Origin of the sequence: Bifidobacterium myosotis (genome assembly GCF_002259745.1) — a bacterium.
GTDB lineage: Bacteria > Actinomycetota > Actinomycetes > Actinomycetales > Bifidobacteriaceae > Bifidobacterium > Bifidobacterium myosotis.
The window spans coordinates 1-23180 of record NZ_MWWW01000012.1 but is presented as its reverse complement, the minus strand read 5'-3'; the positions used below and the strand labels follow the sequence as shown (position 1 = coordinate 23180).

Annotated in this window: 15 protein-coding genes and 3 pseudogenes; 13 read left to right on the top strand and 5 right to left on the bottom strand. The window is 61.9% G+C overall.

The features are described 5' to 3' along the window. Positions 1-61 precede the first annotated feature (61 nt). Complete coding sequence (locus tag BMYO_RS05920) at positions 62-490, bottom strand: DUF4235 domain-containing protein (protein ID WP_094667596.1); 429 nt, start codon at positions 488-490, stop codon at positions 62-64. Between the two features lie 122 nt (positions 491-612). On the opposite strand from BMYO_RS05920, the gene BMYO_RS05915 reads away from it, so the two are divergent. Together BMYO_RS05915 and BMYO_RS05910 are read left to right on the top strand one after the other, a co-directional pair. After that, positions 613-1323, top strand: a complete 711-nt coding sequence (locus tag BMYO_RS05915) for a histidine phosphatase family protein (protein ID WP_169834068.1) — start codon at positions 613-615, stop codon at positions 1321-1323. Positions 1324-1844: 521 nt separating this feature from the next. Then, on the top strand, positions 1845-3173 hold the full coding sequence (locus BMYO_RS05910; protein ID WP_094667591.1) for an ABC transporter substrate-binding protein: 1329 nt from the start codon (positions 1845-1847) through the stop codon (positions 3171-3173). Positions 3174-3684: 511 nt separating this feature from the next. On the opposite strand, the gene BMYO_RS05905 is transcribed toward BMYO_RS05910, so the two are convergent. Further along, a complete protein-coding gene (locus BMYO_RS05905; RefSeq protein WP_094667590.1) occupies positions 3685-4701 on the bottom strand; it encodes a LacI family DNA-binding transcriptional regulator in 1017 nt (338 codons plus the stop codon). A gap of 372 nt (positions 4702-5073) precedes the next feature. Between BMYO_RS05905 and BMYO_RS05900 the strand changes: the two genes are divergently transcribed. From BMYO_RS05900 to BMYO_RS05890, 3 genes are all read left to right on the top strand, one after another. Then, on the top strand, positions 5074-5928 hold the full coding sequence (locus tag BMYO_RS05900; protein ID WP_094667589.1) for a carbohydrate ABC transporter permease: 855 nt from the start codon (positions 5074-5076) through the stop codon (positions 5926-5928). Beyond that, positions 5928-6770, top strand: a complete 843-nt coding sequence (locus BMYO_RS05895) for a carbohydrate ABC transporter permease (protein ID WP_094667588.1) — start codon at positions 5928-5930, stop codon at positions 6768-6770. Before BMYO_RS05900 ends, BMYO_RS05895 begins: the two co-directional genes overlap by 1 nt. A 322-nt stretch (positions 6771-7092) precedes the next feature. Continuing rightward, entirely contained in the window at positions 7093-7698 is a 606-nt protein-coding gene (locus BMYO_RS05890; protein ID WP_094667587.1) for a YesL family protein, read from the top strand. Positions 7699-8729: 1031 nt separating this feature from the next. On the opposite strand, the gene BMYO_RS05885 is transcribed toward BMYO_RS05890, so the two are convergent. Together BMYO_RS05885 and BMYO_RS05880 are read right to left on the bottom strand one after the other, a co-directional pair. Then, positions 8730-10211 carry an amino acid permease gene (locus tag BMYO_RS05885; protein WP_094667586.1) on the bottom strand — a complete coding sequence of 494 codons (1482 nt, stop codon included), beginning with the start codon at positions 10209-10211 and terminating at the stop codon, positions 8730-8732. A gap of 488 nt (positions 10212-10699) precedes the next feature. After that, positions 10700-11308: a TetR/AcrR family transcriptional regulator gene (locus BMYO_RS05880; protein WP_094667585.1), complete on the bottom strand. Its 609-nt coding sequence runs from the start codon at positions 11306-11308 to the stop codon at positions 10700-10702. Between the two features lie 142 nt (positions 11309-11450). On the opposite strand from BMYO_RS05880, the gene BMYO_RS05875 reads away from it, so the two are divergent. Next, positions 11451-12152, top strand: coding sequence for an ABC transporter ATP-binding protein (locus BMYO_RS05875; protein ID WP_094667584.1), 702 nt, complete (start codon positions 11451-11453; stop codon positions 12150-12152). Between the two features lie 204 nt (positions 12153-12356). Beyond that, the gene (locus BMYO_RS05870) at positions 12357-15359 is read left to right on the top strand and encodes an FtsX-like permease family protein (protein WP_233428178.1); all 3003 of its coding nucleotides are present in this window, start codon (positions 12357-12359) and stop codon (positions 15357-15359) included. A 158-nt stretch (positions 15360-15517) separates the two neighbouring features. On the opposite strand, the gene BMYO_RS05865 is transcribed toward BMYO_RS05870, so the two are convergent. Further along, positions 15518-16705 (bottom strand): IS30 family transposase, encoded by a 1188-nt coding sequence (locus BMYO_RS05865; RefSeq protein WP_233428177.1) that lies wholly within the window; start codon positions 16703-16705, stop codon positions 15518-15520. Positions 16706-17071: 366 nt separating this feature from the next. Between BMYO_RS05865 and BMYO_RS05860 the strand changes: the two genes are divergently transcribed. The 6 genes and pseudogenes from BMYO_RS05860 to BMYO_RS05840 form a co-directional block, all read left to right on the top strand. Then, positions 17072-18589, top strand: a complete 1518-nt coding sequence (locus tag BMYO_RS05860) for an amino acid permease (protein WP_094667581.1) — start codon at positions 17072-17074, stop codon at positions 18587-18589. A gap of 553 nt (positions 18590-19142) precedes the next feature. Continuing rightward, complete coding sequence (locus BMYO_RS05855) at positions 19143-19661, top strand: MarR family winged helix-turn-helix transcriptional regulator (protein WP_094667580.1); 519 nt, start codon at positions 19143-19145, stop codon at positions 19659-19661. A gap of 279 nt (positions 19662-19940) precedes the next feature. Next, a pseudogene (locus BMYO_RS12610) lies at positions 19941-20750 on the top strand (ABC transporter permease); the annotation flags it as partial. Between the two features lie 210 nt (positions 20751-20960). Continuing rightward, positions 20961-21782: pseudogene (locus BMYO_RS12605) on the top strand (ABC transporter ATP-binding protein); the annotation flags it as partial. A gap of 68 nt (positions 21783-21850) precedes the next feature. Then, a pseudogene (locus BMYO_RS05845) lies at positions 21851-22504 on the top strand (ABC transporter permease); the annotation flags it as partial. A 140-nt stretch (positions 22505-22644) separates the two neighbouring features. Next, a partial coding sequence (locus BMYO_RS05840) for a transposase family protein (RefSeq protein ID WP_169834067.1) occupies positions 22645-23180 on the top strand: 536 nt, incomplete at its 3' end.

Below are 23180 nucleotides of genomic sequence, written 5' to 3'. Positions count from 1 at the left end.
TGTCGGCATGTCAGGACCTGGACTTCGACCTGGCCTGCTATTTAGCTTGCGATTTGGCTTGCTATTTGGCTCGCGACTTGCGGTGGCGACGATTCACGAGCGCCTGCGAACCGCGGTCGGACAGCTGCGAGATCACGGCGCCGAACGCGGCCGATGCGGCGGCGAACGCGAGGCTCATCACCAGCCCCTGCGGCGCATCGGCGGCCAACCCCTTGCGCAGGTTGCGACGGGCTGTGCCCTTGTCCCACAAGGTCTGGAACACCTTGCCGGCCACCATGCCGACCAGTGCGGGGGCCGTGGCCTTGAACGCCTTGTCCAGCAGGGTATCGGGGTCCGCCTCGCGGCTGGCGCGCAGTGCGTTGACCTTCTCGTCGATGCGGTGCAGGCCCGCGATGGCTGCGTCGGCGCCGGCCGAGGTCTCGGAGGGGGTGGATGTCCCGGATGCCCCGGAGAAGGTCTCATGAGAGGCCGTGGATGACGAGGCGACCATGCCGGAGTCGATGGGGGAGTCGTGACGTGCGGTGTGCTTTGCGCTGCTCATGGCTATCAGTGTAGAGCACACCGCGCCCGTCGTAGGTCGGAATCCGGGGTCAGGTGGACTAGAGTAGAGGCATGAGCGAACAGCATATGGACGGCACTGTGGCCGTCGACCCTTCTCGCAACGGCACCGGATTCCTGGTGCTGTTGCGCCATGGACAGACCGTATGGAGCGAATCGGGCCAGCATACGGGCCGTACGAACATCCCGCTGACCGCCGTGGGCGAGCGTCAGGCGCGTGAGGCGGGCGATCGGCTGCGCGAGGCGTTCCCGGGTGGATTCGACGAGGGGTGCGTGTTCTCGAGTCCGCTCGTTCGCGCCCGTCAGACTGCCGAGCTGGCCGGATTCGCGCCGAGGGAGCTCGATGGCATCGCCGAATGGGATTATGGTCCCGCCGAAGGGCGTACGCGCCGCCAGATCAGCGAGGCCGCCGGTTTTGCATGGGACATCTGGCGGGACGGGCCGCGCTCGCTGCCGGAGTCGTTGCAGGGCGATTGGACTGAGACGTTGCCGGGCGGCGCGGAGGTCCCCGTGCACAACGGTCCGGGGGAGTCGCTGGAGGAGGCCGCGGCGCGTGCCAAGGGCGCCATCGACGAGGTGCTGCCGTTGCTGCGTGAGGGACACAACGTGCTGTTGGTCGCGCACGCGCACATCTTGCGCATCCTGACGTCGCAGTGGCTGGGCGTTGACCCGCATTTCGCGCGCCTGCTGCGTTTGGACACGGCGCATTATTCGGTACTGAGCGTCTACAAGGGCGATAACGTCATCGAGCGCTGGAACGCCTGAGAACGTTGCCGTGAAGCAAACGGCGGAGCTGTTTGTGGGCGACGTGCGAGCTGACAGGCTGGCCTGCAGAACACGCGCGGAGCGCGTCCGAAATTGCAGAACGGGCTGGCAGCGGAGCTGACTGGTTTCCCGCCCTGCACTGTTGTTCTTTCGCTTCCGCGCTTGTCTGCTGCTTCCGTCTGTGGTTCCTTTTCGGTGCCAACGCTGCGATGCAAACGATGGCGATTATGCCGTTGCGAGGCGTCGATTTTCGGGTTTTATAGGTGTCGCACGGATTGTTAGCGTTCTCATTGTTGCGAACGCTTGCATGAGCGCATATAGGTAAAACGCGCCGAAGTATTGGGATAATGTTGTGTGGTTTCATCTTGAGGCGCATTTTTGACGCGCCGAAAATGCCATCGTTTGCAAAATCGAGCAAACCGTTGCACAATAGGACATGTCGATAGTCGTAAGGGAGCCACTAACGGCACCCGCTCCGGACGGAACAGCCGGAATCGACGTGGAAAGAGAAAGGTTCGACGATGAATCGTACAGTGAAGTCCGCGGTCGCGATGGCGGCCATTGCAGCAATGTCCCTCGGCACCCTTGCCGCCTGTGGCAACTCCACCTCCTCCGGTGACGACTCCAAGGGCAAGGTCTACTACCTGAACTTCAAGCCGGAAGCGGCCGACCAGTGGACCGCGCTGGCCAAGGAATACACCAAGGAGACCGGCGTCGAGGTCAAGGTGCAGACCGCCGCGTCCAATACCTATGAGCAGACCCTGAAGTCCGAGATCGCCAAGACCGAAGCCCCGACCCTGTTCCAGGTCAACGGCCCGGTCGGCTACCAGAACTGGAAGCGCTACACCGCGGACATGTCCAACACCGAGGTTTACAAGGAACTCCAGAACCAGGACGTGGCCCTGAAGGACGGCGACAAGGTCGTCGGCGTGCCGTACGTGATGGAGACCTACGGCATCATCTACAACAAGGACATCCTCAACAAGTACTTCGCGCTTGATGGCGCCAAGGCCAAGAGCATCGACGAGATCGACAACTTCGACACCCTGAAGGCCGTGGCCGACGACATGCAGGCGCGCAAGGACGAGCTCGGCATCCAGGGCGCGTTCACCTCCGCCGGCTTCGACTCCAGCTCCGACTGGCGCTTCAAGACCCACCTGGCCAACCTGCCGCTCTACTATGAGTTCAAGGACGACAACGTCACCGAGCAGCCGGCCACCATCAAGGGCACCTACCTGCCGAACTTCAAGAAGATCTTCGATCTGTACATCACCGATTCCACCACCGATCGCACGCAGCTGAGCGCCAAGACCGGCGACGACGCCAACTCCGAGTTCGCGCTCGGCGAGGCCGCCTTCTACCAGAACGGCACCTGGGCCTGGACCGACCTGCAGAAGGCCGGCATGAAGGCCGAGTCCGTGGGCATGATGCCGATCTACATCGGCGCCAAGGGCGAGGAGAAGCAGGGCCTCGCCACCGGTTCCGAGAACTACTGGTGCATCAACGACAAGGCCTCCGACGCCGACAAGAAGGCCACCGAGGACTTCCTGGCCTGGGTGATCAGCTCCGACACCGGCAAGAAGGCCCTCTCCCAGGACATGGGCTTCACCACCCCGTTCAAGACCTTCGATGACGTCACGTTCGACAACCCGCTGACCGAGGCCGCCGTCGAGGACCAGAAGTCCGGCAAGACCCAGGTCTCCTGGAACTTCACCATGATGCCGTCCGAGGAGTGGAAGAACCAGCTTGGCAACGCCATGCTGGAGTACGCTCAGGGCACCGGCGACTGGAACGCCGTCAAGACCGCCTTCGTGGACGGCTGGGCCTCCGAGTACTCGGCCTCCCACTGAGCTGTGTGAGAGACCTCGGGCATCGTCTCGGGGTCTCAAGGCCTTGGATTGAAGGTTGAGACGACCCCTATCCGGTCGTCGATCGCGATGGCGATTGCGATGAGTTGTATAAGTTGCGATTGATTGCAATCGATTGTGATTGATTGACCGGATGGATGAGACTGTCTCATCGGTGTTCACGGCCCAAGCTCAACAACAGCTCAACAACATACGTGGCGTCCTGCGCATACTCCTTCTCCCGGGGCGCCACTTCTTCTCTTCCTCATGTTCCCTCCTATCCAACGAGTTGAGGCCACCGTCCGTTTGTGGGCGGTGGCCTCAACTCGTTAATGGAGGTTCGGCTGTCGTCGGGAGGATTCGGGAAGGACGAGGGATGATTCTCGTGATTTCCGTGGGGTTCTTCATTGGAAAGCCATGCCGGAGAAACCCGAGGCTGAGAGCGTCTGTCTCCGGGCACTCCCGCTGAGCAGCTGTCCGGAAACAGACGCGAATCCGATGGTCGGCTGTGCGGCTACTTGATGCGCGAGGTGGAGGAGCGGACCACCAGATGCGCGGGGAAGGTGATGAACGGGTCCTTGACCGGCTTCTCATCGATAAGGTCGAGCGTCATGCGGGCGGCGATATGCGCCATCTCCACCGGGTCCTGACGGATCGTGGTCAGGCCGATGTCATTGGTGTAGAAGCTGTCGTCGTAGCCGATGAGCGATACGTCGCCGGGCACGGAGAAGCCGTTGCGCTCGAGCTGGAACATGAGCGGCAGCGCGATGCCGTCCTCCTGACAGGCGATGGCGGTGGGCATCTCATCCAGACTCATCAGCTGGGTAACCACGTCGCTGATCTGATAGTGCCCGTCGCCGTCCACCTTGCAGACCACCACCTGCGGTTCGATGCCCTCCTTGCGGCATGTCTCTATGAATACGTTGAGTCGGCCGCGCACCGAGAAGCTTAGGGAGATGTCGCGGTCGGTGCTGATGTACGCGATACGGCGGTGTCCAAGGTTCATCAAGTGGCGAGCGGCGAGCGTGGAGCCCTGATGATCGTCGATGTTGACCGCGGCGGCGAATCCATGCTGCTCCGATTCCGCGGTGTTGATGCCGATGATCGGCACGTCCACCGAGGTGAGCTGGGCGATCTCCTTGCTGTCGATGTCGAAGGAGACCACGATCACTGCATCGGCATTGCGCCGCACCGGCAGCATCTCGAAGAACTCGCGGCGCTCCTCGATGCTGGAGATCTGGAAGATGGAGATGTCATAGCCCTCCGCGTGCAACACCTCGTTCAGGCCTTCAATCACCGATGCGGTGAACCACAGGCGGATATGGCCGCTCATCAGTACCGCAATGCGCAGCGAACGGCCGGATTTCAGGGCTGCCGCGGACCGGGAGAGCGAGAAGTTGAGCTCGTCGGCGATGGCGAGCACGCGCTCGCGGGTTTTTGCGGAGACCAGTTCCGGGCGTGTGAACGAGCGGGAGACGGTGGAGATGGAGACACCCGCCTTCTGGGCGACATCCTGGATGCTTGTGGTCATGAAAGCCCCCTGCGGCTGAGATGGTTGTGGAATCGCATAACTGATTCCAGTGTACATGCCGTTGTCGTGTTTGACATGAATGACAACGGTTGTATTACAAACGTTTGCATGAACGATTCAAGGTGTCTTGTAATGGCTTGTTTCCGCCACTTTGAGAGTGAAAGAAAGTAACGGTCATTATTGGACGTCGGGGTGGGAAACGCGATAAATGACAACGTTTGACATATGCACTTCCAGCACGTACCATGAACATAGGTTCAGACGAGAGTGGGCTGTGGAAACGGCTTCGCAATCGGCGGGCCGGCATTGAGTCATGGATCCGCGTTCGACGCACGACGTAGTGCCGCGGACTCAAGGAGGAGGAAAATAGTCATGATCAGCATGGCTGGTAAGGCGATACGCAGGTGGTGGGCACTGTTCGCACTGCCGACGTTCGCCGCGTTCATCATCGGATTCCTGGTGCCCTTCATCATGGGCGTCTACCTGAGCTTCTGCGAGTTCACCACCGTGACCGACGGTGAGTTCGTGGGCCTGAAGAACTACGGCAAGGCGCTGAAGGACAAGGAGTTCCTGCACGCGCTTGGGTTCTCCACGGCGTTCACCATCGTCACCACCATCGTGATCAACGTGGTGGCCTTCTTCATCGCCTATATGCTGACGAAGGCGATCAAGGGCTCCACGCTGTTCCGTTCGGTGTTCTTCATGCCGAACCTCATCGGCGGCATCATCCTGGGATACATCTGGCTGCTCCTCCTCAACGGCATTCTGGCCCACTGGGGTCGCGCCCTGACCTACAAGGCTACATACGGCTTCTGGGGCTTGGTTGTGCTGGTGTGCTGGCAGCAGATCGGATACATGATGATCATCTACATCGCCGGCCTGCAGGCGCTGCCGTCCGACGTGCTTGAGGCGGCCGCCGTGGACGGCGCCAACGGCACCCAGACCATGTTCCGCATCATCATCCCGCTCATGATGCCGTCCATCACCGTGTGCTCCTTCCTGACCGTGACCAACGGCTTCAAGCTCTACGACCAGAACCTCGCCCTGACCAACGGCGCGCCGAGCAACATGTCCGAGGGCCTGGCGCTGAACATCACCCGCACCTTCTACGGTCGCATGGGCTGGGAGGGCGTCGGCCAGGCGAAGGCCGTGCTGTTCTTCATCCTGGTCGCGGCCATCGCATTGATCCAGAACAAGCTCACCACGAGCAAGGAGGTGGCAGCCTGATGAACGAGAACAAGCCTGTGAAGCACGGCGCGCTGTGGACCGCGCTCTTCACCGTGATCTCCCTGCTGTGGATTTTCCCGATCGTCCTGGTACTCATCAACTCCTTCAAGCAGAAGGCGTACATCTCCAAGAACGCCTTCAGCCTGCCCACCGGCAAGGCGTTCGTCGGACTCGACAACTACACGCGCGGTGTGGAAACCACGCAGTTCTTCGCGTCCTTCGGCTGGACGGTGCTCATCACCGTGGGTTCCGTTGTGCTCATCCTGCTGTGCACGTCGATGTGCGCGTGGTGGATCGTGCGCGTGAACAACTGGGCAGCGAAACTGCTGTACACCCTGTTCCTGTTCAATATGATCGTGCCGTTCCAGATGGTGATGTTCACCCTCTCCAAGATCGCCGACATGCTGAAGCTCAACACCCCGTGGGGACTGTGGATCGTGTATCTCGGCTTTGGCGCCGGCTTGGCCGTGTTCATCTTCACCGGTGTGATCAAGGGCATCCCGTCCGAGCTTGAGGAAGCCGCCATGATCGACGGCGCGTCCGTGCCGCGCATCTTCTTCCAGATCGTGGTGCCGATCATGAAGCCGTCCATCGTGTCCGTGGCGATTCTCGAGGCCATGTGGATCTGGAACGACTACCTGCTGCCGTACCTGACGCTCGACTTGGGCAAGTACAAGACCATCTCCGTGGCAGTGCAGTACCTCAAGGGCGGCTACGGCTCGGTGGATATGGGCGCCATGATGGCCTGCCTGGTCCTCGCCATCATCCCCATCATCATCTTCTACCTGGTCTGCCAGAAGTACATCGTCAGCGGTGTTATGGCGGGCGCAGTAAAGGGATGATGACTGGCGTCATCATCCCTTAGGGGAAAGTCCAGTGGACTTTCCCCATAGCGCCCGCCTGAGCGAGGTGGTAGCCGAGCGAAGGTGATACTGAGCCTCGCCGTAGGCGAGTCCGTAATTGCAGGGCCGGAGGCGGAGCCGTTAAGGGCTGACGACTCCAGACGAATTCGGCTCCCCTCTCTGAGGGGAGCTGTCGGCGGTAGCCGACTGAGGGGAGTGGCGGGAGTAACGTAACGCTACAACCGCGGCTCCCCTCAGTCATCTGCGGTGACGGCTTCCCTCATAGAGGGGCGAGGAGTGTGGTAAAAGCAAGGAGCGACATATGAACTGGCTGGCGCCTGATTCCAAGTTCATGCGCGCATGGAGCAACCTCACCGACGGCGTATGGATCAACATTCTGATGCTGATTACTTCCATCCCCATCGTCACCATCGGTGCGGCTCTGACCGCCGGCCACGATGCCTGCCGTCGCTCCATAGAAGGCGAAGGCAAGGGCGTCACCGCCAATTACTTCCGTTCATTCCGATCGAACTTCGTCAAGGCCACATTGCTGTGGCTGCCGTTCCTGGTGGTGCTCGTCGGCCTGGTCTACTCGTGGATCGTGCTGCAGATCACGCCGTTGCTCATCCCCAAGTTCGCGTTGAGCATCCTATGGATTATCGGCTTCGAGTGGGTGTTCGCACTGCAGTCGCGTTTTGAGAACAGCGTGGGCGGCACCCTGAGGAACGCCTTCATCTTCGGCATTTCGCACATCGCCATGACTACGGCTCTGGCGGCTGTGGATGCGGTGTTTGTCGCGCTGCTGGTCGCCAGCTGGTTCTATATGCCGGGCGGCCTGTTCCTGCTGGTGGTGCTCGGCTACGGCACGATGCTGATGCTGCACATCCCCGTCACCGAGCGGGTGTTCAAGCCGTATCTCACCCGGTGACCAGCCCGTTAGTGTCCTGTGTCGCAATTGTCTGAGGTCGGTGTTGGTTCCCTCTGACGAAGGGGCTGGCAGCGAAGCTGACTGGGGGAGAGACAGAAGCTGGACCCTCTCAGTTATTAGTGAGACAGACCACTAGTGTCCTGCGCCTGCGGCTCGGCGGCTACATTGTTGGCTTCCCTGTCGGGACTTTGCGGTGGGGGTACGGGGCGCTGGACTCCCCAGACGGCTCAACGTGCGCGCATATGCGAGGATTTCGTGGTGGTCAGGTTGCGAATGCCGTAATGATTGGCGCCGGGAAGCCAGTGAATGACGGTAGAAAACCGTAGGGGACTGTAAGTACGCGGAATAACGTGGCATCCGCGTACTTACAGTCCCCTAGAGGTCTGAAATGGACTGTATGTACGCGTGGCCTTCGATGGGGCGCGTACATACAGTCTTTTAGTCTTTGGAAGCCGGAACTATTCCTCTGCTCCTGCTGTTCTGGGCATATGCCCACCAATTATTCTGGGTCTATCCGCACTATAAAGCGGATTCTGGGCATATTCATACCATGAGACGGCCGATATGGGCCCCTACATGGTACGGATATGCCCAGAACAGTAAAATCGGGCTGCTAACTGGCATCCATATGCCCAGAAAGCAGCCCGTCATAACGGGAATCAGCCCGGAATCAACCGGGAATGACCCTAATGGTCTGTCTCGCAATTGTTTGAGTGGTGCTGGCCCCTCCGGCGGCAACGTTCGAGCCGACAGGCGAGCCAGCATGCCGCGCATGTAGTGCGTCCTTAATTGCAGGACGGGCTGCCAGCGAAGCCGCCTGGGGGAGAGGTAGAAGCTGAACCCCTCAATATTAGTGAGACAGGCCTCTAGTGGTCCGTCTCTTAGATAATTGAGGGCTTCAGCTTTTTCTCTCCCTTTTCTCTCCCCCAGTCAGCTTCGCTGCCGGCTCCTCGTCAGAGAGGTGCCAGCAGCGCTCAAACAATTGCGAGACAGGCCACTGGATGGCACGGTACAACCCTGACTCGGCCAGCTTACTTACGGGCCTGCGTCACCTGATACATGACGAACAGGATGGCAAGCCAGATCACACCGGCGATGACGGCCACGCGGTAGCTGGCGGAGAAGCACATGAGCACCACCACCAGCGCCAGGAAGGCCAGCACCACCCACGGCGTGACGCGCGCGAACGGCAGCTTGAAGTGGATGGCGTCCAACGCCTTCTGACCGGAGAGGCCGGCAAGCGCGGAATCCTCGGGGGAGTCGCCAGCTGCGACCACCTTGCGGAACTTCATCTCGGTGAACATGATCATCGTCCAGTTGATGATGCCGGCGATGGTCGCAATCGACATGAGGTAGTTGAACGCGAACTCGGGCCATACGAACACCACCACCACGGCGATGGCGGTGATCACAGCGGAGGTCAGCACGCCGGCGACCGGCACGCCATGCGCGTTCAGCTTGCCGAGGTAGGCGGGCGCGTTGCCCTGCTTGGCCAGCGAGTACAGCATGCGGGAGTTGGCGTACAGGCCGGAGTTGTAGACGCTCATCACGGCGGTCAGGCACACGAAGTTGAGGATGCCGGCGGCCGCATGGATACCCACGGAGTCGAAGATCTGCACGAACGGGCTGGGCGTGTCGTCGCCGCCGATGGTGTTCCACGGCACCACGGCCATGATCACGCCGAGCGCGCCGATGTAGAACACGAGGATGCGCCAGATGATGTCATTGGTGGCGCGCGGAATCGTAGTGCGCGGGTCCTCGGTTTCGCCGGCGGTGATGCCGATGAGCTCGGTGCCGCCGAAGCTGAACATCACAACGACCAGAGCCATCAAGAGGCCGGTCCAGGAGCCGTCCTTGGCCTGGGTCATCAGACCGTGCGGGAAGAAGCCGTCTCCCACGGTGAACCAGTTGGCGAAGCTCGCCTTGATGCCGGAGGCGGTGGGCAGGGCGAAGACGATGACTGCGAGACCGCCGATGATCATGGCTATCACGGCCACGATCTTGATGATGGCGAACCAGAACTCGAACTCGCCGAACTTGGAGACGCCGAGCAGGTTCGCGGCGGTGATGAGCACTAGGAACACGGCCGCCGACACCCATGTGGGGATGGCGGGGAACCAGTAGTTCACGAACGAGCCCACCACGGCGAGCTCCACCATGGACACCAGGATGTAGTTGAACCAGTAGTTCCAGCCGGAGATGAAGCCGGCGCGCTTGGACCAGTAACGGGTGGCGTAGTAGCTGAATGCGCCGGCCTTCGGGTCCTCGACCGACATCTCCGACAGCGCGCGCACGATCATGAAGATCGCGAGGCCGCCGATCAGGTAGGCCAGCAGGATGGACGGGCCGGCCAGGGCGATGGATTCGCTGGATCCGTAGAACAGGCCGGTTCCGATGGCGCCGCCGAGCGCGATCAGCTGGATGTGGCGGTTCTTCAATGACTTGCGCAACGTCGCGGGAACCGGTACGTCGTCGGTCTCGCGCGGCTTCTTGGGCGCATCTGTAGTGCTCATGATGCTCTTCTCTCAGGTCTGGTAATTACCTTGCGCGCTGCAGTGCCTTGCTGCGACACACAATGTTGGCCATTGTAGGCCGTATGCCGCAGATACAGTGTCGCAAGTCCGATGATTGATGAAGGGGCGCGGCATCCTTATGCATTCGGGGCATTGTCCAATCGTGCAGAATCGCTGCATGCCATCGCTTCATCTGGGGAGTGTCACCCGGGGAGCCCGTTGCGCTATGGAAGTCGCCTATTGGGCATTATCGTGGTCCTGCTTGAGCAGCCAGCCGATGGGATTGCAAACCCCCTCATATTTCTGCCAGTCAGCTGATAGGTTCAGCATTACATTGCAACCTATCAGTCAGCTGATGGGTTTCGCAATTCTGGCTTCTTGTGCGGGTGGCCGGCGCGCGGCGATTCGGCCGGTGCGTGACATGCCGCTGATGAATCTGCGGGAGAACCAGTGACGTGGCTTCAGGCGGCGGGGAATAATTGCCTGATTTATTGTGGCCGGGAAGGTTCCGGTAGGTCCGCCTCTGGTGGGTCCGCTTCCGGCAGGGCCATGGTGAGAATGATGCGCGCCACGGACTCGGGGGAGGCGGCCAAGTCGGTGGAGAGCCAGTATTGGATCAGGCCGATGCTGCCGGAGACGGCGAATCGCATGCGCATCTGTGCCTCGGTGGTGTCCCGCGCCCCGGACTGCATCCGCTCGGCCACGCCGCGTCGGCTGTAGATCAGCCCCAGCAGTTGTTGCTGGAAGCCGATATCGGCTTTGGGGCTCATCAGCACCTGCAGATGGTTGCGATTGTCGGCGATATACCGGCATATCTGCTCGATGATGCGCTCGATACCGGCCAGATTCGGTTGCCGCAGCAGTTGGTCGAGCGCCGCGGTGACCCAGGCCATGGTCTCGTCCTCGATGTCATGCAGCAACTCCTCGATGCTGGAGTAATGCGCGTAGAACGTGGAGCGGTTCACATCCGCCCGCTCGCACAGGGCCTTGACCGTGATGGCGCCCAGCGGCCGCTCGCGCATCAGTTCGATGAGCGCGTCCTGCATGGCCTGCCGCGTATACCGTGTGCGGCGGCTTTCGGTGAGTTCCTTGGCCATGGCTCTCCCTTCACCCGACATTTTGCAATCCGACTGTCGGTTGTGGAACCAACACAGTGTTGTTTTACTGGAGTATAGCAGTCGTTGATGTGGCGGCCATGCGTATAAGGCCGCGCGGTTATTCGGGGCAAAGGGCATTGTGATGGCGTATATCGAGTTTGATGATGTGGTCAAGGAATATCCGTCGGGAGACACGGCGATCCGGGCGCTCGACGGCGCGAATTTCACGGCGGACCAAGCCGAATTGACGGTGATTCTGGGCCAGTCGGGCGCCGGCAAGACCACCGCGCTCAACATCCTGGGCGGCATGGATACGGCCACGTCCGGGCGCGTGGTGGTGGGCGGCCGCGACATCACCGGATTGAACCGTCGTGAACTCATCGGCTACCGTCGCAGCGATATCGGCTTCGTATTCCAGTTCTACAATCTCGTGCCGAACCTCACCGCATTGGAGAATGTGGAGCTCGCCTCGCAGATTTGCCCGGACCATTTCGACCCGGCCGAAACGCTGCGCAAAGTGGGGCTCGGCAATCGTCTCGACAACTTTCCGGCGCAGTTGAGCGGCGGCGAGCAACAGCGCGTGTCCATCGCCCGCGCGATTGCGAAGAAGCCCAAGCTGCTGCTGTGCGACGAGCCGACCGGCGCGCTTGATTACGAGACCGGCAAGGAGGTGCTGCAATTGCTGCAGGACATCTGCCGGTCGCAGGGCATGACGGTGATGATCATCACGCATAATTCCGCGCTCGCACCGATGGCGCACAAGGTGATTCGGTTCCGCTCGGGCAAGGTGGTGGGCGAGGAGACGAATCCTGCCCCCACGCCGATTTCGGACATCGAGTGGTAGGCGGTGAGTGTGATGGTGCGTGGCAGGCATGCTTGCCGGAGTGGTTCCGGCCCGTGGTCCGAAGCCGTGGAACATCCCGTGGAACAGTCTGTGAAACAACCTGTGAAACATGATGTGAGCGATGGCGCGACACAGGCCGGGCGCGTGGACTCCGGTTCCGGCTCCGGCGCGGGCATCGGCATTTCCGGTGCGTTCTCCAAGGACATGTGGCGCATGTGGCGGCGTAACTGGAAGCGGTTCGCCTCCATCGCCATCATCTCGATGCTGGGCGTGGCCGTGCTGACCGGCATCTATGCCGGATGTCGGGACATGTTCCGCGGTGCCGACCGGTTCCTGGACGCGCAGCGTCTGTCCGACATCCAAGTCGTCTCGACGCTGGGCCTGACCGATGACGACATCGCCGCGCTCCGGGCGGTCGATGGCGTCGCGGCGACTCAGCCGGAACGGTCCGCGACGGCGACCGTCACGATAGACGGCAGCGACGAATCGGTCACGCTCAGCGAAATCGGCGTGGACGGCATGAACCAGCCGTATCTGCAGGAGGGTGAGCTGCCGACCCGCGCGGGCGAGACGGCCGTCACCCGCAAGTTCGTCAAGGACAGCGGCCTGACGATTGGAGACAAGCTCACGGTATCGCTGGATTCGTCCAGCGAGGATTCTTCCGAAGAGCAATCCGGTGATGATTCGGCATCCGCCACCGACTCCTCGAGCGCAACCCCCACGTTCCCGACGGACCTCACCATCACCGGCATCGTGCTGGACCCGACGGACCTGCAGAATCCGGACGGCTACTCCCAAGGCGCGTTCCGCAGCTCGGCGACCTCCGACTACACGTTCTTCCTACCGTCAGACGGTGTGAGCGGCGACACCTATACCGCAATCTCGCTGGAAATCAGCGGTGCGGCGGCGCTCGACACGTTCTCCGACCAATACGACCAAACGGTGCGCGCGGTGCGCACCCGTATCGAAGACAACGTGCAATCCCAGCGCGAGCAAGCCCGCCGACAGCAGCTCATCGACGATGCCAAGCAGCAGATCGCCGAGGCGCGCGCCGAGGCGAACCAGAAATTCGCGGACGCGCAGTCGCAGATCGACCAGCAGCGTTCCCAATTCAATCAACAGATCGATGCGGCGATTGTGGCGGCCGGCGGTGTGATTCCGGTGGGCGCTCAGGACGGCAGTAATCCGGAGGCCGCGGAGGCCCTGCAATCCCAGCGTGATGCCATAACCGCGCGCAGTCCTGAGCTGTCCCAGGCCAAGCAACAGCTTGATGACGCCCAGTCCACACTCGACCAGCAGAAGAAGGACGCGGCCGCCGAGCTGGACAAGCGCGAGGCGTCCGTTGACGCAGATATCCCGCAGGCCAGATGGTATGTGAACACGCGCTCGTCCACCGGCACGTTCTCCTCGCTCAAATCCGACCTGAGCTCCATCGAATCGTTGGGGCGCGCGTTCCCCGTGGTGTTCCTGCTCGTGGCCGTGCTTATGAGCCTGACCACGATGGCACGCATGGTGGAGGAGGACCGTGGCCTGATCGGCACCTACATGGGACTCGGCTATGGCAACGTGCTCATCGCCATGAGGTATGTGCTGTTCGCGCTCCTCGCATGCCTGATCGGCGGCGGACTGGGCGATGTGGCCGGATTCCTCGGCATTCCGGCGTTTCTGCTCGTGGTATTGGAGGGCATGTATGTGGTGCCCGGCGTCACGATGCTGTACGACTGGGTATACGGTTCGGCGGGCGTGCTGCTGTTCGTAGTGGGCGTATGCGCGGCGACCGTGGTGGCATGCCGCGGTGAAATGCGGCAAATGCCGTCCGAGCTCATGCGCCCCAAGTCGCCGAAAGCCGGCGCCCGCGTGTTCCTGGAGCGAATCGGACCGTTGTGGCGGCGCATGAAATTCCTGAATAAGGTCACCGCCCGCAATCTGTTCCGGTTCAAAGGCCGTCTGTTCATGACGATCGGCGGCGTGGCAGGCTGCACTGCGCTCATTGTGTGCGGCCTGGCGATCAACGACACCGTGGACGCGCTGCCCGCCACACAATATCAGGACATCTACCGGTACAACCTGATGGTGGTGACCGATCATGACGATCTCGCGGACGTGCGCTCGCGGGTGTTGGGTGGCTCGAAGATCGACGATGCGGCCGATACGACGACGCTGGCTCGCGTCGAAAGCGGCGAGATCGCGAATGCCGCCGAGGAATCCGAATCCGTGCAGCTCATCACCGTGCCGGAGGCGACGGACCTCGGTGCAGTCGCGTCGCTCAGACTTGTGTCCAACGGCACTATGCGGCAGTATCGCGACGGTACGGCGATCGGACTGTCGGATAAGGACGAGGGGCGGCAGTCGGATGTGCCCAGTTTTACGGGCGACGGCGTGATCGTCGCGCGATCCGCAGCCAACGCGCTCGGCATCAAGGCCGGCGACAAGGTCACGCTCGGCGGCGGTGACGGGGCGGCCCGCGCGGTCGTTCGCGTGTTCGCCGTCAGCGAGTCGGTCATCGGCTCGGACGTGTACATGACGTCCGCGTATTACCGGTCCGTGTTCGGGGGCGACTCGTCCGGTTCGTCGAGCTCGTCCGGTTCGTCAAGCGGTGACGGGGAGGCCGCCGAAAACAGAGGAAGCAGTGCTGACGGCAGTGCGATGACCACGTCGAACGGCGTCGAGATGAACGCTCTGTTCGCGCGATACACCGGTTCGGACGACGATCAGATCGCGTATGCGGACAAACTCGCGAAAGAGCAGGGCGTGCTCAACGTGGTCAGCACGGCGGACATGCGCCGCGGCTTCAGCTTCGATCTGATGGGCGCGGTGGTGGCGCTGATCGTGGCGCTCGCCGGCGCGTTGGCTCTGGTGGTGCTGTTCACGCTGGCCAACACGAACGTGTCGGAGCGTGTGCGCGAGATGGCCACGCTCAAGGTGCTTGGTTTCTTCGACCGTGAGGTGCACACCTACGTGAACCGCGAGATGCTGATATTGACGGTGATGGGCGTTGTCGTCGGTCTGCCGCTCGGTCGCTGGGTCGGCGGACTGCTCACCACCGCATTAAACATGCCCGGACTGTACTTCGCGGTGAGCGTGCGGTGGACGAGCTATGTGATCGCGGCCGCGGTGACGCTGGCGTTCGCGCTGCTCGTGCAGCTGTTCACCAACCCGGTGCTCGACCGGATCGATCCGGTGAGCTCGCTGAAGTCGGTGGAGTAGGGGAGACAGGGAGAAAGGCGGCTAGTATACTGCGCCGTAAGTTCGTTGATTAATTCACCACCCCTCAGTCCCGCTTCGCGGGCGGCGGATTTTAGTGGTGGTTGCAACACCTGAGTGATTGCCACCTTGAGTGGTGGTCTTGGAATGGTGTGATCGTATCATGCGGCGTTGATGAGTTCGAGTATCTTCTCGGATGGTTTCCTGTAGCCGAGTGTTTTGCGGGGCCGGTCGTTGAGTTCCTCGGCGACCGCGTCGAGGTAGTCCTCGGGGTAGATGCTTAGGTCGGTGCCCTTGGGGAAGTACTGGCGCAGGAGCCCGTTGGTGTTCTCGTTGGTGCCGCGCTGCCATGGGGAGTGCGGGTCGCAGAAGTAGACCTGCATGTCCAGGGCGGTCGAGATTCGCTTGTGCAGGGCGAGCTCGCTTCCCTGGTCCCAGGTCAGCGAGTTGCGCAGGAGCCTGGGCAGGTGTTGCATCTTGTCGATGACGGCCTGCTGGACGTGTTCGGCGTCGTGTCCGTCGGGCAGGTGCAGCAGGATCGTGAACCGGGTCGTGCGTTCCACGAGCGTGCCGATCGCGCTTTTGTTGGCCGCCCCGCAGATCAGGTCTCCCTCCCAGTGGCCGGGCACGGCCCGGTCCTCGACCTCGGCGGGCCTTTGCGAGATCATCACCATGGGTTCGCGGAAACGGGGTTTGCGCGAGTCCGCCTGGCCGTGGGGCCGACGTCGGGCGCGCCCGCTCCTGAGGGCCTTGGCGATGTCCTTTTTCAGTTCTCCCTTGGCTTGGACGTAGATGGCCTGGTAGATCGTCTCCGTGCACACGTGCATGTCCCCATTATCCGGGAAGTCCTCCCGCAGACGCCCAGCGATCTGCTCGGGGCTCCAATGCGCCTTCAGTCCGGAGCGGATGTAGTCGAGCAGGCCCGGCACCGCATGCACCTTCGCGGTCTTGGGCCGTTTGAGCCGGTCGGCGCTCATCTGCTGGGCCCGGTACGGCCCGTACATGCCGGTGGCGGGGTTCGCGTTGCGCCTCAGCTCGCGGCTGATGGTCGATGGGGCCCGTCCGAGCCTGCCTGCGATCTCGCGCACGCCCATGCCCTGCCGGTGCCAGTCGGCGATGCTGATGCGCTCGTCCTGGCTCAGGTACCTCGAATCGATTCGCTTGGGTTTGTCCACGGTGGAACGGTACCAGTCCACCGACGGCTTCTCGTTCCTGCCGGTCGCGCGTGTCCTTCCGTTGCGCCACACCTTGCCCGTGCGCTTGGACACGCCCACCGCCAGCGCGGCCTGCGTGAAGTTCATCCCCTTGTTCAGCAGCTCGACGTACCGGCGCCTGCGCGCCTCGCACATCTCGCCGCGCGTCGCGTACTCCACGCCATCGAACACCCACCTGCCCACCTGATTCCTCCCACCGGTCGGTCAGGTGTTGCAACGATCACTAGAACCCGCCGGCCAGCTCCCCTGACAAGGGGAGCCAACATATAATCAACGAATTTCTGACGCAGAATACTATACGAGACATAACGCGCGCTTGCTGTGCTCGATGACGCTTCATCGCGGTGCCGCCGATTCCATGCAAGTTCAATTTTGGTGACAGGAATTGAACTATTTGGCCTGATGTTTACAATATTGTCACGCCTGTTCGTTGAACCGCCGTGGTCTTGGTCCAAGTCACGATGATATCGTTTGAACTTGATTGAAAGAGCAGGTGAGTTGATGAACAATAGCCAGAACAGCGGTCAGGGCGGCACCCTGGCATCGGTCGAAAACCTCGACAAGAACAACGAGATGGCGCGTGGCCTCAACAACCGACACGTCCAGTTCATCGCCATCGGAGGCACCATCGGAACCGGCCTGTTCCTCGGCTCCGGCAAGTCCATCGCCCTGACCGGCCCGAGCATCGTGTTCGTGTACATCGGCGTGGGCATCATCATGTTCCTGCTCATGCGCGCCATCGGCGAGCTGATGTACCGCGACCCGAGCCAGCACACGTTCATCAACTTCATCACCCGCTACCTCGGCAACGGCTGGGGCAAGTTCGCGGGCTGGTCGTACTGGATCGTGCTCGTGCTCATCGGCATGAGCGAGATCACCGCCGTCTCCACCTACTTCATCACCTTCTTCGACACGTTCGGCATGGACCTCTCCCATTGGAAATGGCTGATCGAACTGTGCTTCCTGGCCGCGCTCGTGACCATCAACCTCATCGCCGTCAAAGCGTTCGGCGAGGCCGAGTTCTGGTTCTCGATGATTAAGATCACGCTGATCTGCGCGATGATCGCCACCGCCGTGGTCATGGTGGTGATCGGCTACCACTACGACGCCGTGCAGATCACCGGTCAGGACGGCATCTCGCCGGCCGGTCACGCGGGGCTCGACAACATCACCAACGGATTCCAGATTGCGCCGAACGGCTGGCTGAGCTTCCTGATGAGTTTCCAGATGGTCTTCTTCGCCTATGAGATGATCGAGTTCGTGGGCGTCACGGTTTCCGAAACACAGAATCCGCGCAAGGTGCTGCCGAAGGCCATCAACGAGATTATCGTGCGCGTGCTCATCTTCTACGTGGGTGCGCTGCTGGCGATCATGGTGATCGTGCCGTGGGGCACGTTCAAGCCGAACAAGGACGGCTCCTTCGCGTCCCCGTTCATCATGGTGTTCCAGTACGCGGGCCTCAAGTGGGCCGCCGCGCTGGTGTTCTTCGTGGTGATCACGGCCGCGTCCTCGGCGTTGAACTCGCTGCTGTACTCCGCCGGACGCCACTTGTACCAGCTGGCCTCCGAGTCCGAATCGCCCACCTTCCGCAAGATCGGCGTGGTGTCCAGCCGCCGCGTGCCGGCCCGCGCGATTCTCGTCTCGGCCGCGTTGATTCTGCTGTCGCCGGCGATCAACGCGATTCCGGGCATGTCCAGCGCGTTCGTGCTGTTCGCGTCCGCCTCGAGCGCGGTGATCATCTTCATCTACGTGCTCACGATGATCGCGCACCGCCGGTACCGCCGTTCGGCCGACTTCATCGCCGATGGATTCGTGATGCCCGCATGGCGGGTGCTCAACACCGTGGCGATCGTGTTCTTCGTCTTCGTGTACTGCACGCTGTTCCTCGCGGACGATACGCGCGGTTCCGCCATCGCCGGTCTGGTCTGGCTGGCGGTGTTCGGCGGGTACTGCCTCTTGCACGACCGCTTCCAGAACCGCGACCTCAAGGCCGCGCTCGCGCATGAGCGTCAAGACTGACGCCGACTGACACGGATGACGCGCGCGGTGTCAGCTGTGTGCCGGGCGGCCGCCGGGCAGCGCGTGAATCGCGCCGTGTACCAACGCCGATGTGAAGTGCATTGAGCACATACCCATTTCTTCGGCTTCATGTGTGCAACCTGCGATACTGCACAGGCAAAGACCCCGTTGTGTCATGGTTCCCCCTTCTTGGATGGCTGCGATGCCATCGCCAATTCCGCCAGTATAGCCATATTCCGCGGACTGCGGTACCACTAAGGGGTGTCGCGGCGAGCCGACGCACCCCCCCCTCAGCTGGGCGATTGACGCGCATCCGGTGCGTGGATGGTGCGCGTATCTGTGTGCTGGGGGAGCCATTACTGCGGATATTTTGTTTATAGTGTAAGGTAATCTTGCGATTGTTGCGCGATGCTGACGCGATTGTCGAGTGGACGCCCTGCGTTGGCGCGCCGATGTTATGCGGAACGCGTGCAAGGCGTATGAACAGAAAGTCGGTCGATGTGGCGCGCGGTCGCCCCGGGAGGCCGGGGCGCGGAAGGAAGTGGTGACGAACATGGGCTTTGAGGATGAGGCGGTCCACGAACTGTGGACCACGGTGTGGGGGCACAGGTCGGCGATGCAACGCGAGATGGTGCGCGGTGCGCACGGCGAGGCGTTCGCCATCCGGCAGCTGGCCCACATCGGCACGATGACCCCGTCGCAACTGGCGGACGCCATGCATGCCACTTCCGGTCGAGTCTCCACGTTGTTGGCCTCCATGGAGAAAAAGGGGCTGGTGACGCGCGAGGTCGATCCGGACGACCGCCGCGTGGTCCGGGTGAGCCTCACTGAAGCCGGCCGCGAGCGTGGACGCCGCGATATGCGGGAGATGCGGGACGCCGTCTGCTGGATCTTCTCGCAGATGGGGGAGCGCAGAACCCGTGAATTCCTCGATCTGACCGGCGAATTCATGACGTACATGTCAATCTGCCGTCCGGGGAAGCCGCGGCCGACGCCGGACGAGGTGCGGGCCGCGTTCGACGAGCGTGCGAAGTGTCGGGAGACCGATAGTGGTCAGGGTTCGCGGGAATAGGCGCCGATAGTCGTGTGCGACGGCTGGCGATTTCACGCCTAGAGAAATATGCAATATGCATGGCTCCTTGTCGGCGCCGTGCGTAATATCTTACAGTGTAAGTAATTTAATAATGAAAGATGATTTTGGCGGGGTGGGCGTCGGCAATACATCAACGCAGCCCGTGCGCTAACGGATGGTCCGCGTAATACAACTCACAACTCACGCGACCGTTCGGCCGAAGCCAATCAACCTAATCAGCCAATCAACCCAAACCACCAACAAACCAAGGGGAAACCAATGCTTTGCATCCTGAAATACCTCTCCAAAGCGGAGATCGGTCAGATGCTCATCGCCCTGGTGACCATCGTCGGGCAGATCTACTTCGACCTGAAGCTGCCCGACTACATGTCGGACATCACCAAGCTGGTCGAAACGCCGGGCAGCGCCATGTCGGACATCTGGATCGCCGGCGGCAAGATGCTGCTTATCTCGCTCAGCTCCGTGGCCTGCGCCGTCGTGACGGGATTCCTCACCGCGCGCGTCGGCTCGTCGTTCACGCGACGGTTGCGCTCGCTGGAGTTCCGGCAGGTCGAGTCGTTCGGGCCGGCCGAAATGAGTCGGTTCTCCACCGCAAGCCTTATCACCCGTTCGACCAACGACATCACGCAGATCCAGATGTTCATCACCATCGGCCTGATGCTCATCGTCAGGTCGCCGATCATGGCCGTCTGGGCCGTGGCGAAAATCGCCGGCGAAGGCTTCGAATGGACGCTCGCCACCGGCATCGCCACCGCGCTGCTGCTCGGCGCGATCGTGACGATGATGGCCATGGTCATGCCTAAATACAAGGCCATGCAGGCCCTCACTGACAATATCAACCTCGTGGCGCGCGAGAACCTCACCGGCCTCAGGGTCGTGCGCGCCTACAACGCCGAGGACTATCAGGAAGCCAAGTTCACCAAGGCCAACGACGATCTGACCAACACCCAGCTGTTCACCAACCGCGTCATGGCCTTCATGATGCCGCTCATGAACACGGTGATGAACGGCCTCATGCTCGCGGTCTACTGGATCGGCGCCTACCTCATCGACGCCGCCGCGCTCACCGACAAGCTCACCGTGTTCTCCAACATGGTGGTGTTCTCCAACTATTCCGTGCAGGTCATCATGAGCTTCCTGCTCATGAGCATGGTGTTCGTGCTCTGGCCGCGCGCCGACGTGTCCGCCCAGCGCGTGCTCGAGGTGCTCGACACCAAGCCGATGGTCACGGACGGCAGCGAAACCGCCGCCGAACGGGCCGTCGAGACCGCCGAGCGTGGCACGGTGGAATTCCGCAACGTCAGCTTCGCCTATCCGGATTCGCGCGAGGCCACGCTTGAGGGCATCAGCTTCACCGCCAAGCCCGGCCAGACGGTCGCGTTCATCGGTTCCACCGGCTCCGGCAAGTCGTCGCTGATCGATCTGGTCCCGCGCCTTTACGACGTCACCGGCGGACAGGTGCTGGTCGACGGCGTGGACGTGCGCGACTACAGCCTCAAATCCCTGCGCGGCAAGATCGGCTACGTGCCGCAGCAGTCGGTGCTGTTCAAGGGCACGGTGGCCGGCAATGTCAGTTATGGCGACGATGTGGCCGGTGATACAGCCGACTCCGATGCTGAATCCGCCGTCGCGACTACCGGCGCCGATGCCGCATCCGTTTCCTCCCGAGACCGCATCTCCCGCGTGAAGGCCGCCGCCGACGTGGCCCAGGCCACCGAATTCGTGAGTCGTATGGACGGTGGATTCGACGCCGCGATCGCCCAGGGCGGCTCGAACGTGTCGGGTGGTCAGAAGCAGCGTCTGTCCATCGCCCGCGCGGTCTACCGTCACCCGGAGATCCTGATCTTCGACGACTCGTTCTCGGCGCTCGACTTCAAGACCGACCGCGAGGTACGCGACGCGCTCGCCCGCGAGGCCAAGGATTCCACCAAGCTCATCGTCGCCCAGCGCATCGGCACCATCATGAACGCCGACCGCATCGTCGTGCTCGACGACGGCCGCGTGGTCGGCCAGGGCACCCACCGCGAGCTGCTGGACAGCTGCGACGTGTACCGGCAGATCGCCGAATCCCAGCTCAGCCAATCGGAGCTTACCGCGTAAGGCGCGGGCGCTTCGTCACATCTCCCTCATCAGAGGGCAGCGGATACGGACTTTCATAAGGAGAAACAATGCCAAAAGGACCTATGGGGCATGGGCCCGGCGCAGGGCGCGCGGTCGAAAAGCCCGATGATTTCGGCAAAGTCATGGGCAAACTCGTGCATTACTGCCGCAACTACATTCCCGTCATTATCATCGCGCTGATCCTGGGCGCCATCGGCACGATCTGCCAGATCATCGGACCGGACAAGCTCAAGGACATGACCAACGAGATCGTCAAGGGACTGCCCGCCATCGTCAACGGGCGGCCGGTCATGCGGTCGGTCGACTTCGCGGCGGTCGGGCGCATCGCCTGCCTGCTGGTCGCCCTCTACGTGGGCTATGCGGTGCTCGGCTACGCGCAGAGCTGGCTGATGGCGAACGTCACCCAGCGCACGGCACAGCGGCTGCGCGAGTCGATTTCGGTCAAGATCAACAAACTGCCGCTCAAGTACTTCGACAAGGTGAGCTACGGCGACGTGCTCTCCCGCATCACCAACGACGTGGATGCCATCGGGCAGACGCTGGGGCAGTCGCTCGGCGCGCTGATTACCTCGGTGACGCTGTTCGTGGGCGCGCTGGTCATGATGTTCTACAACAACGTGATCATGACCCTGTGCGCCATCGGAACCAGCCTGCTCGGCATGGTGCTCATGATGGCGATCATGAAGACCTCGCAGAAGTACGAGCCTTCGCCAGTTTGTGTGGTGGGGTGTTGAGCCTTGGCGTCGTGGCCGGGGCTTTTTCGTGTGCGGGTATGGAAGGGGCGTTCGCCTGTTAGGTTTGTTTCCGCCAAGAAATGGAACCGAAGAACAGGGGAACGCCTATGCCCACCATATCAGCCGGCGCGCTCAAGCGCATGCTGCATCTGCCCGCCAACGTCGTGATCGGCACGCCCCGCGTCGAACGGGATCACGCCGGCCGTGAGATCGTCGTCGTCCCGGTCCGCCCGTATGCGAGTGTCATGGGCCGGTGCGCTGAAGGCGGCGGGCATGGCCGGCCGTATGACCGTCTGCCCACGCGACGATGGCGGCATCTCGACATCGGCTGCGCGAGGCTTTTCCTGGAGTACGCGCCTCGGCGCGTGACCTGCGCCGGGCATGGCGTGACGGTCGCGATGGTGCCGTGGGCGAGACGCAAGAGCGCGTACACGTATGACTTCGAGCAGCAGGTCGCGTGGCTGAGCGTGCACGCGCCCAGAAGCGCCGTGTCGGCCCTGACTCGCGTCGACTGGAAGAGCGTGGGCCCCGTGTGCAAGAGGGTCGCCGACGACCTGCGGGTCGAACAGGGCGCTGGCCTGTTCGACCATCTGCGCTCCATCGGCGTGGACGAGACCAGCTACAGAAAGGGCCACAAGTACAT

What these genes read in the sequence shown, in the direction of transcription:
- BMYO_RS05860 (WP_094667581.1), top strand. Translation starts at nt 17,072, where the DNA reads ATGAACAATAGCCAGAACAGCGGTCAGGGCGGCACCCTGGCATCGGTC.
- BMYO_RS05905 (WP_094667590.1), bottom strand. Translation starts at nt 4,701, where the DNA reads ATGACCACAAGCATCCAGGATGTCGCCCAGAAGGCGGGTGTCTCCATC.
- BMYO_RS05870 (WP_233428178.1), top strand. Translation starts at nt 12,357, where the DNA reads ATGTGGCGCATGTGGCGGCGTAACTGGAAGCGGTTCGCCTCCATCGCC.
- BMYO_RS05920 (WP_094667596.1), bottom strand. Translation starts at nt 490, where the DNA reads ATGGTCGCCTCGTCATCCACGGCCTCTCATGAGACCTTCTCCGGGGCA.
- BMYO_RS05890 (WP_094667587.1), top strand. Translation starts at nt 7,093, where the DNA reads ATGAACTGGCTGGCGCCTGATTCCAAGTTCATGCGCGCATGGAGCAAC.
- BMYO_RS05915 (WP_169834068.1), top strand. Translation starts at nt 613, where the DNA reads ATGAGCGAACAGCATATGGACGGCACTGTGGCCGTCGACCCTTCTCGC.
- BMYO_RS05910 (WP_094667591.1), top strand. Translation starts at nt 1,845, where the DNA reads ATGAATCGTACAGTGAAGTCCGCGGTCGCGATGGCGGCCATTGCAGCA.
- BMYO_RS05865 (WP_233428177.1), bottom strand. Translation starts at nt 16,705, where the DNA reads ATGTGCGAGGCGCGCAGGCGCCGGTACGTCGAGCTGCTGAACAAGGGG.
- BMYO_RS05875 (WP_094667584.1), top strand. Translation starts at nt 11,451, where the DNA reads ATGGCGTATATCGAGTTTGATGATGTGGTCAAGGAATATCCGTCGGGA.
- BMYO_RS05900 (WP_094667589.1), top strand. Translation starts at nt 5,074, where the DNA reads ATGATCAGCATGGCTGGTAAGGCGATACGCAGGTGGTGGGCACTGTTC.
- BMYO_RS05885 (WP_094667586.1), bottom strand. Translation starts at nt 10,211, where the DNA reads ATGAGCACTACAGATGCGCCCAAGAAGCCGCGCGAGACCGACGACGTA.
- BMYO_RS05880 (WP_094667585.1), bottom strand. Translation starts at nt 11,308, where the DNA reads ATGGCCAAGGAACTCACCGAAAGCCGCCGCACACGGTATACGCGGCAG.
- BMYO_RS05855 (WP_094667580.1), top strand. Translation starts at nt 19,143, where the DNA reads ATGGGCTTTGAGGATGAGGCGGTCCACGAACTGTGGACCACGGTGTGG.
- BMYO_RS05895 (WP_094667588.1), top strand. Translation starts at nt 5,928, where the DNA reads ATGAACGAGAACAAGCCTGTGAAGCACGGCGCGCTGTGGACCGCGCTC.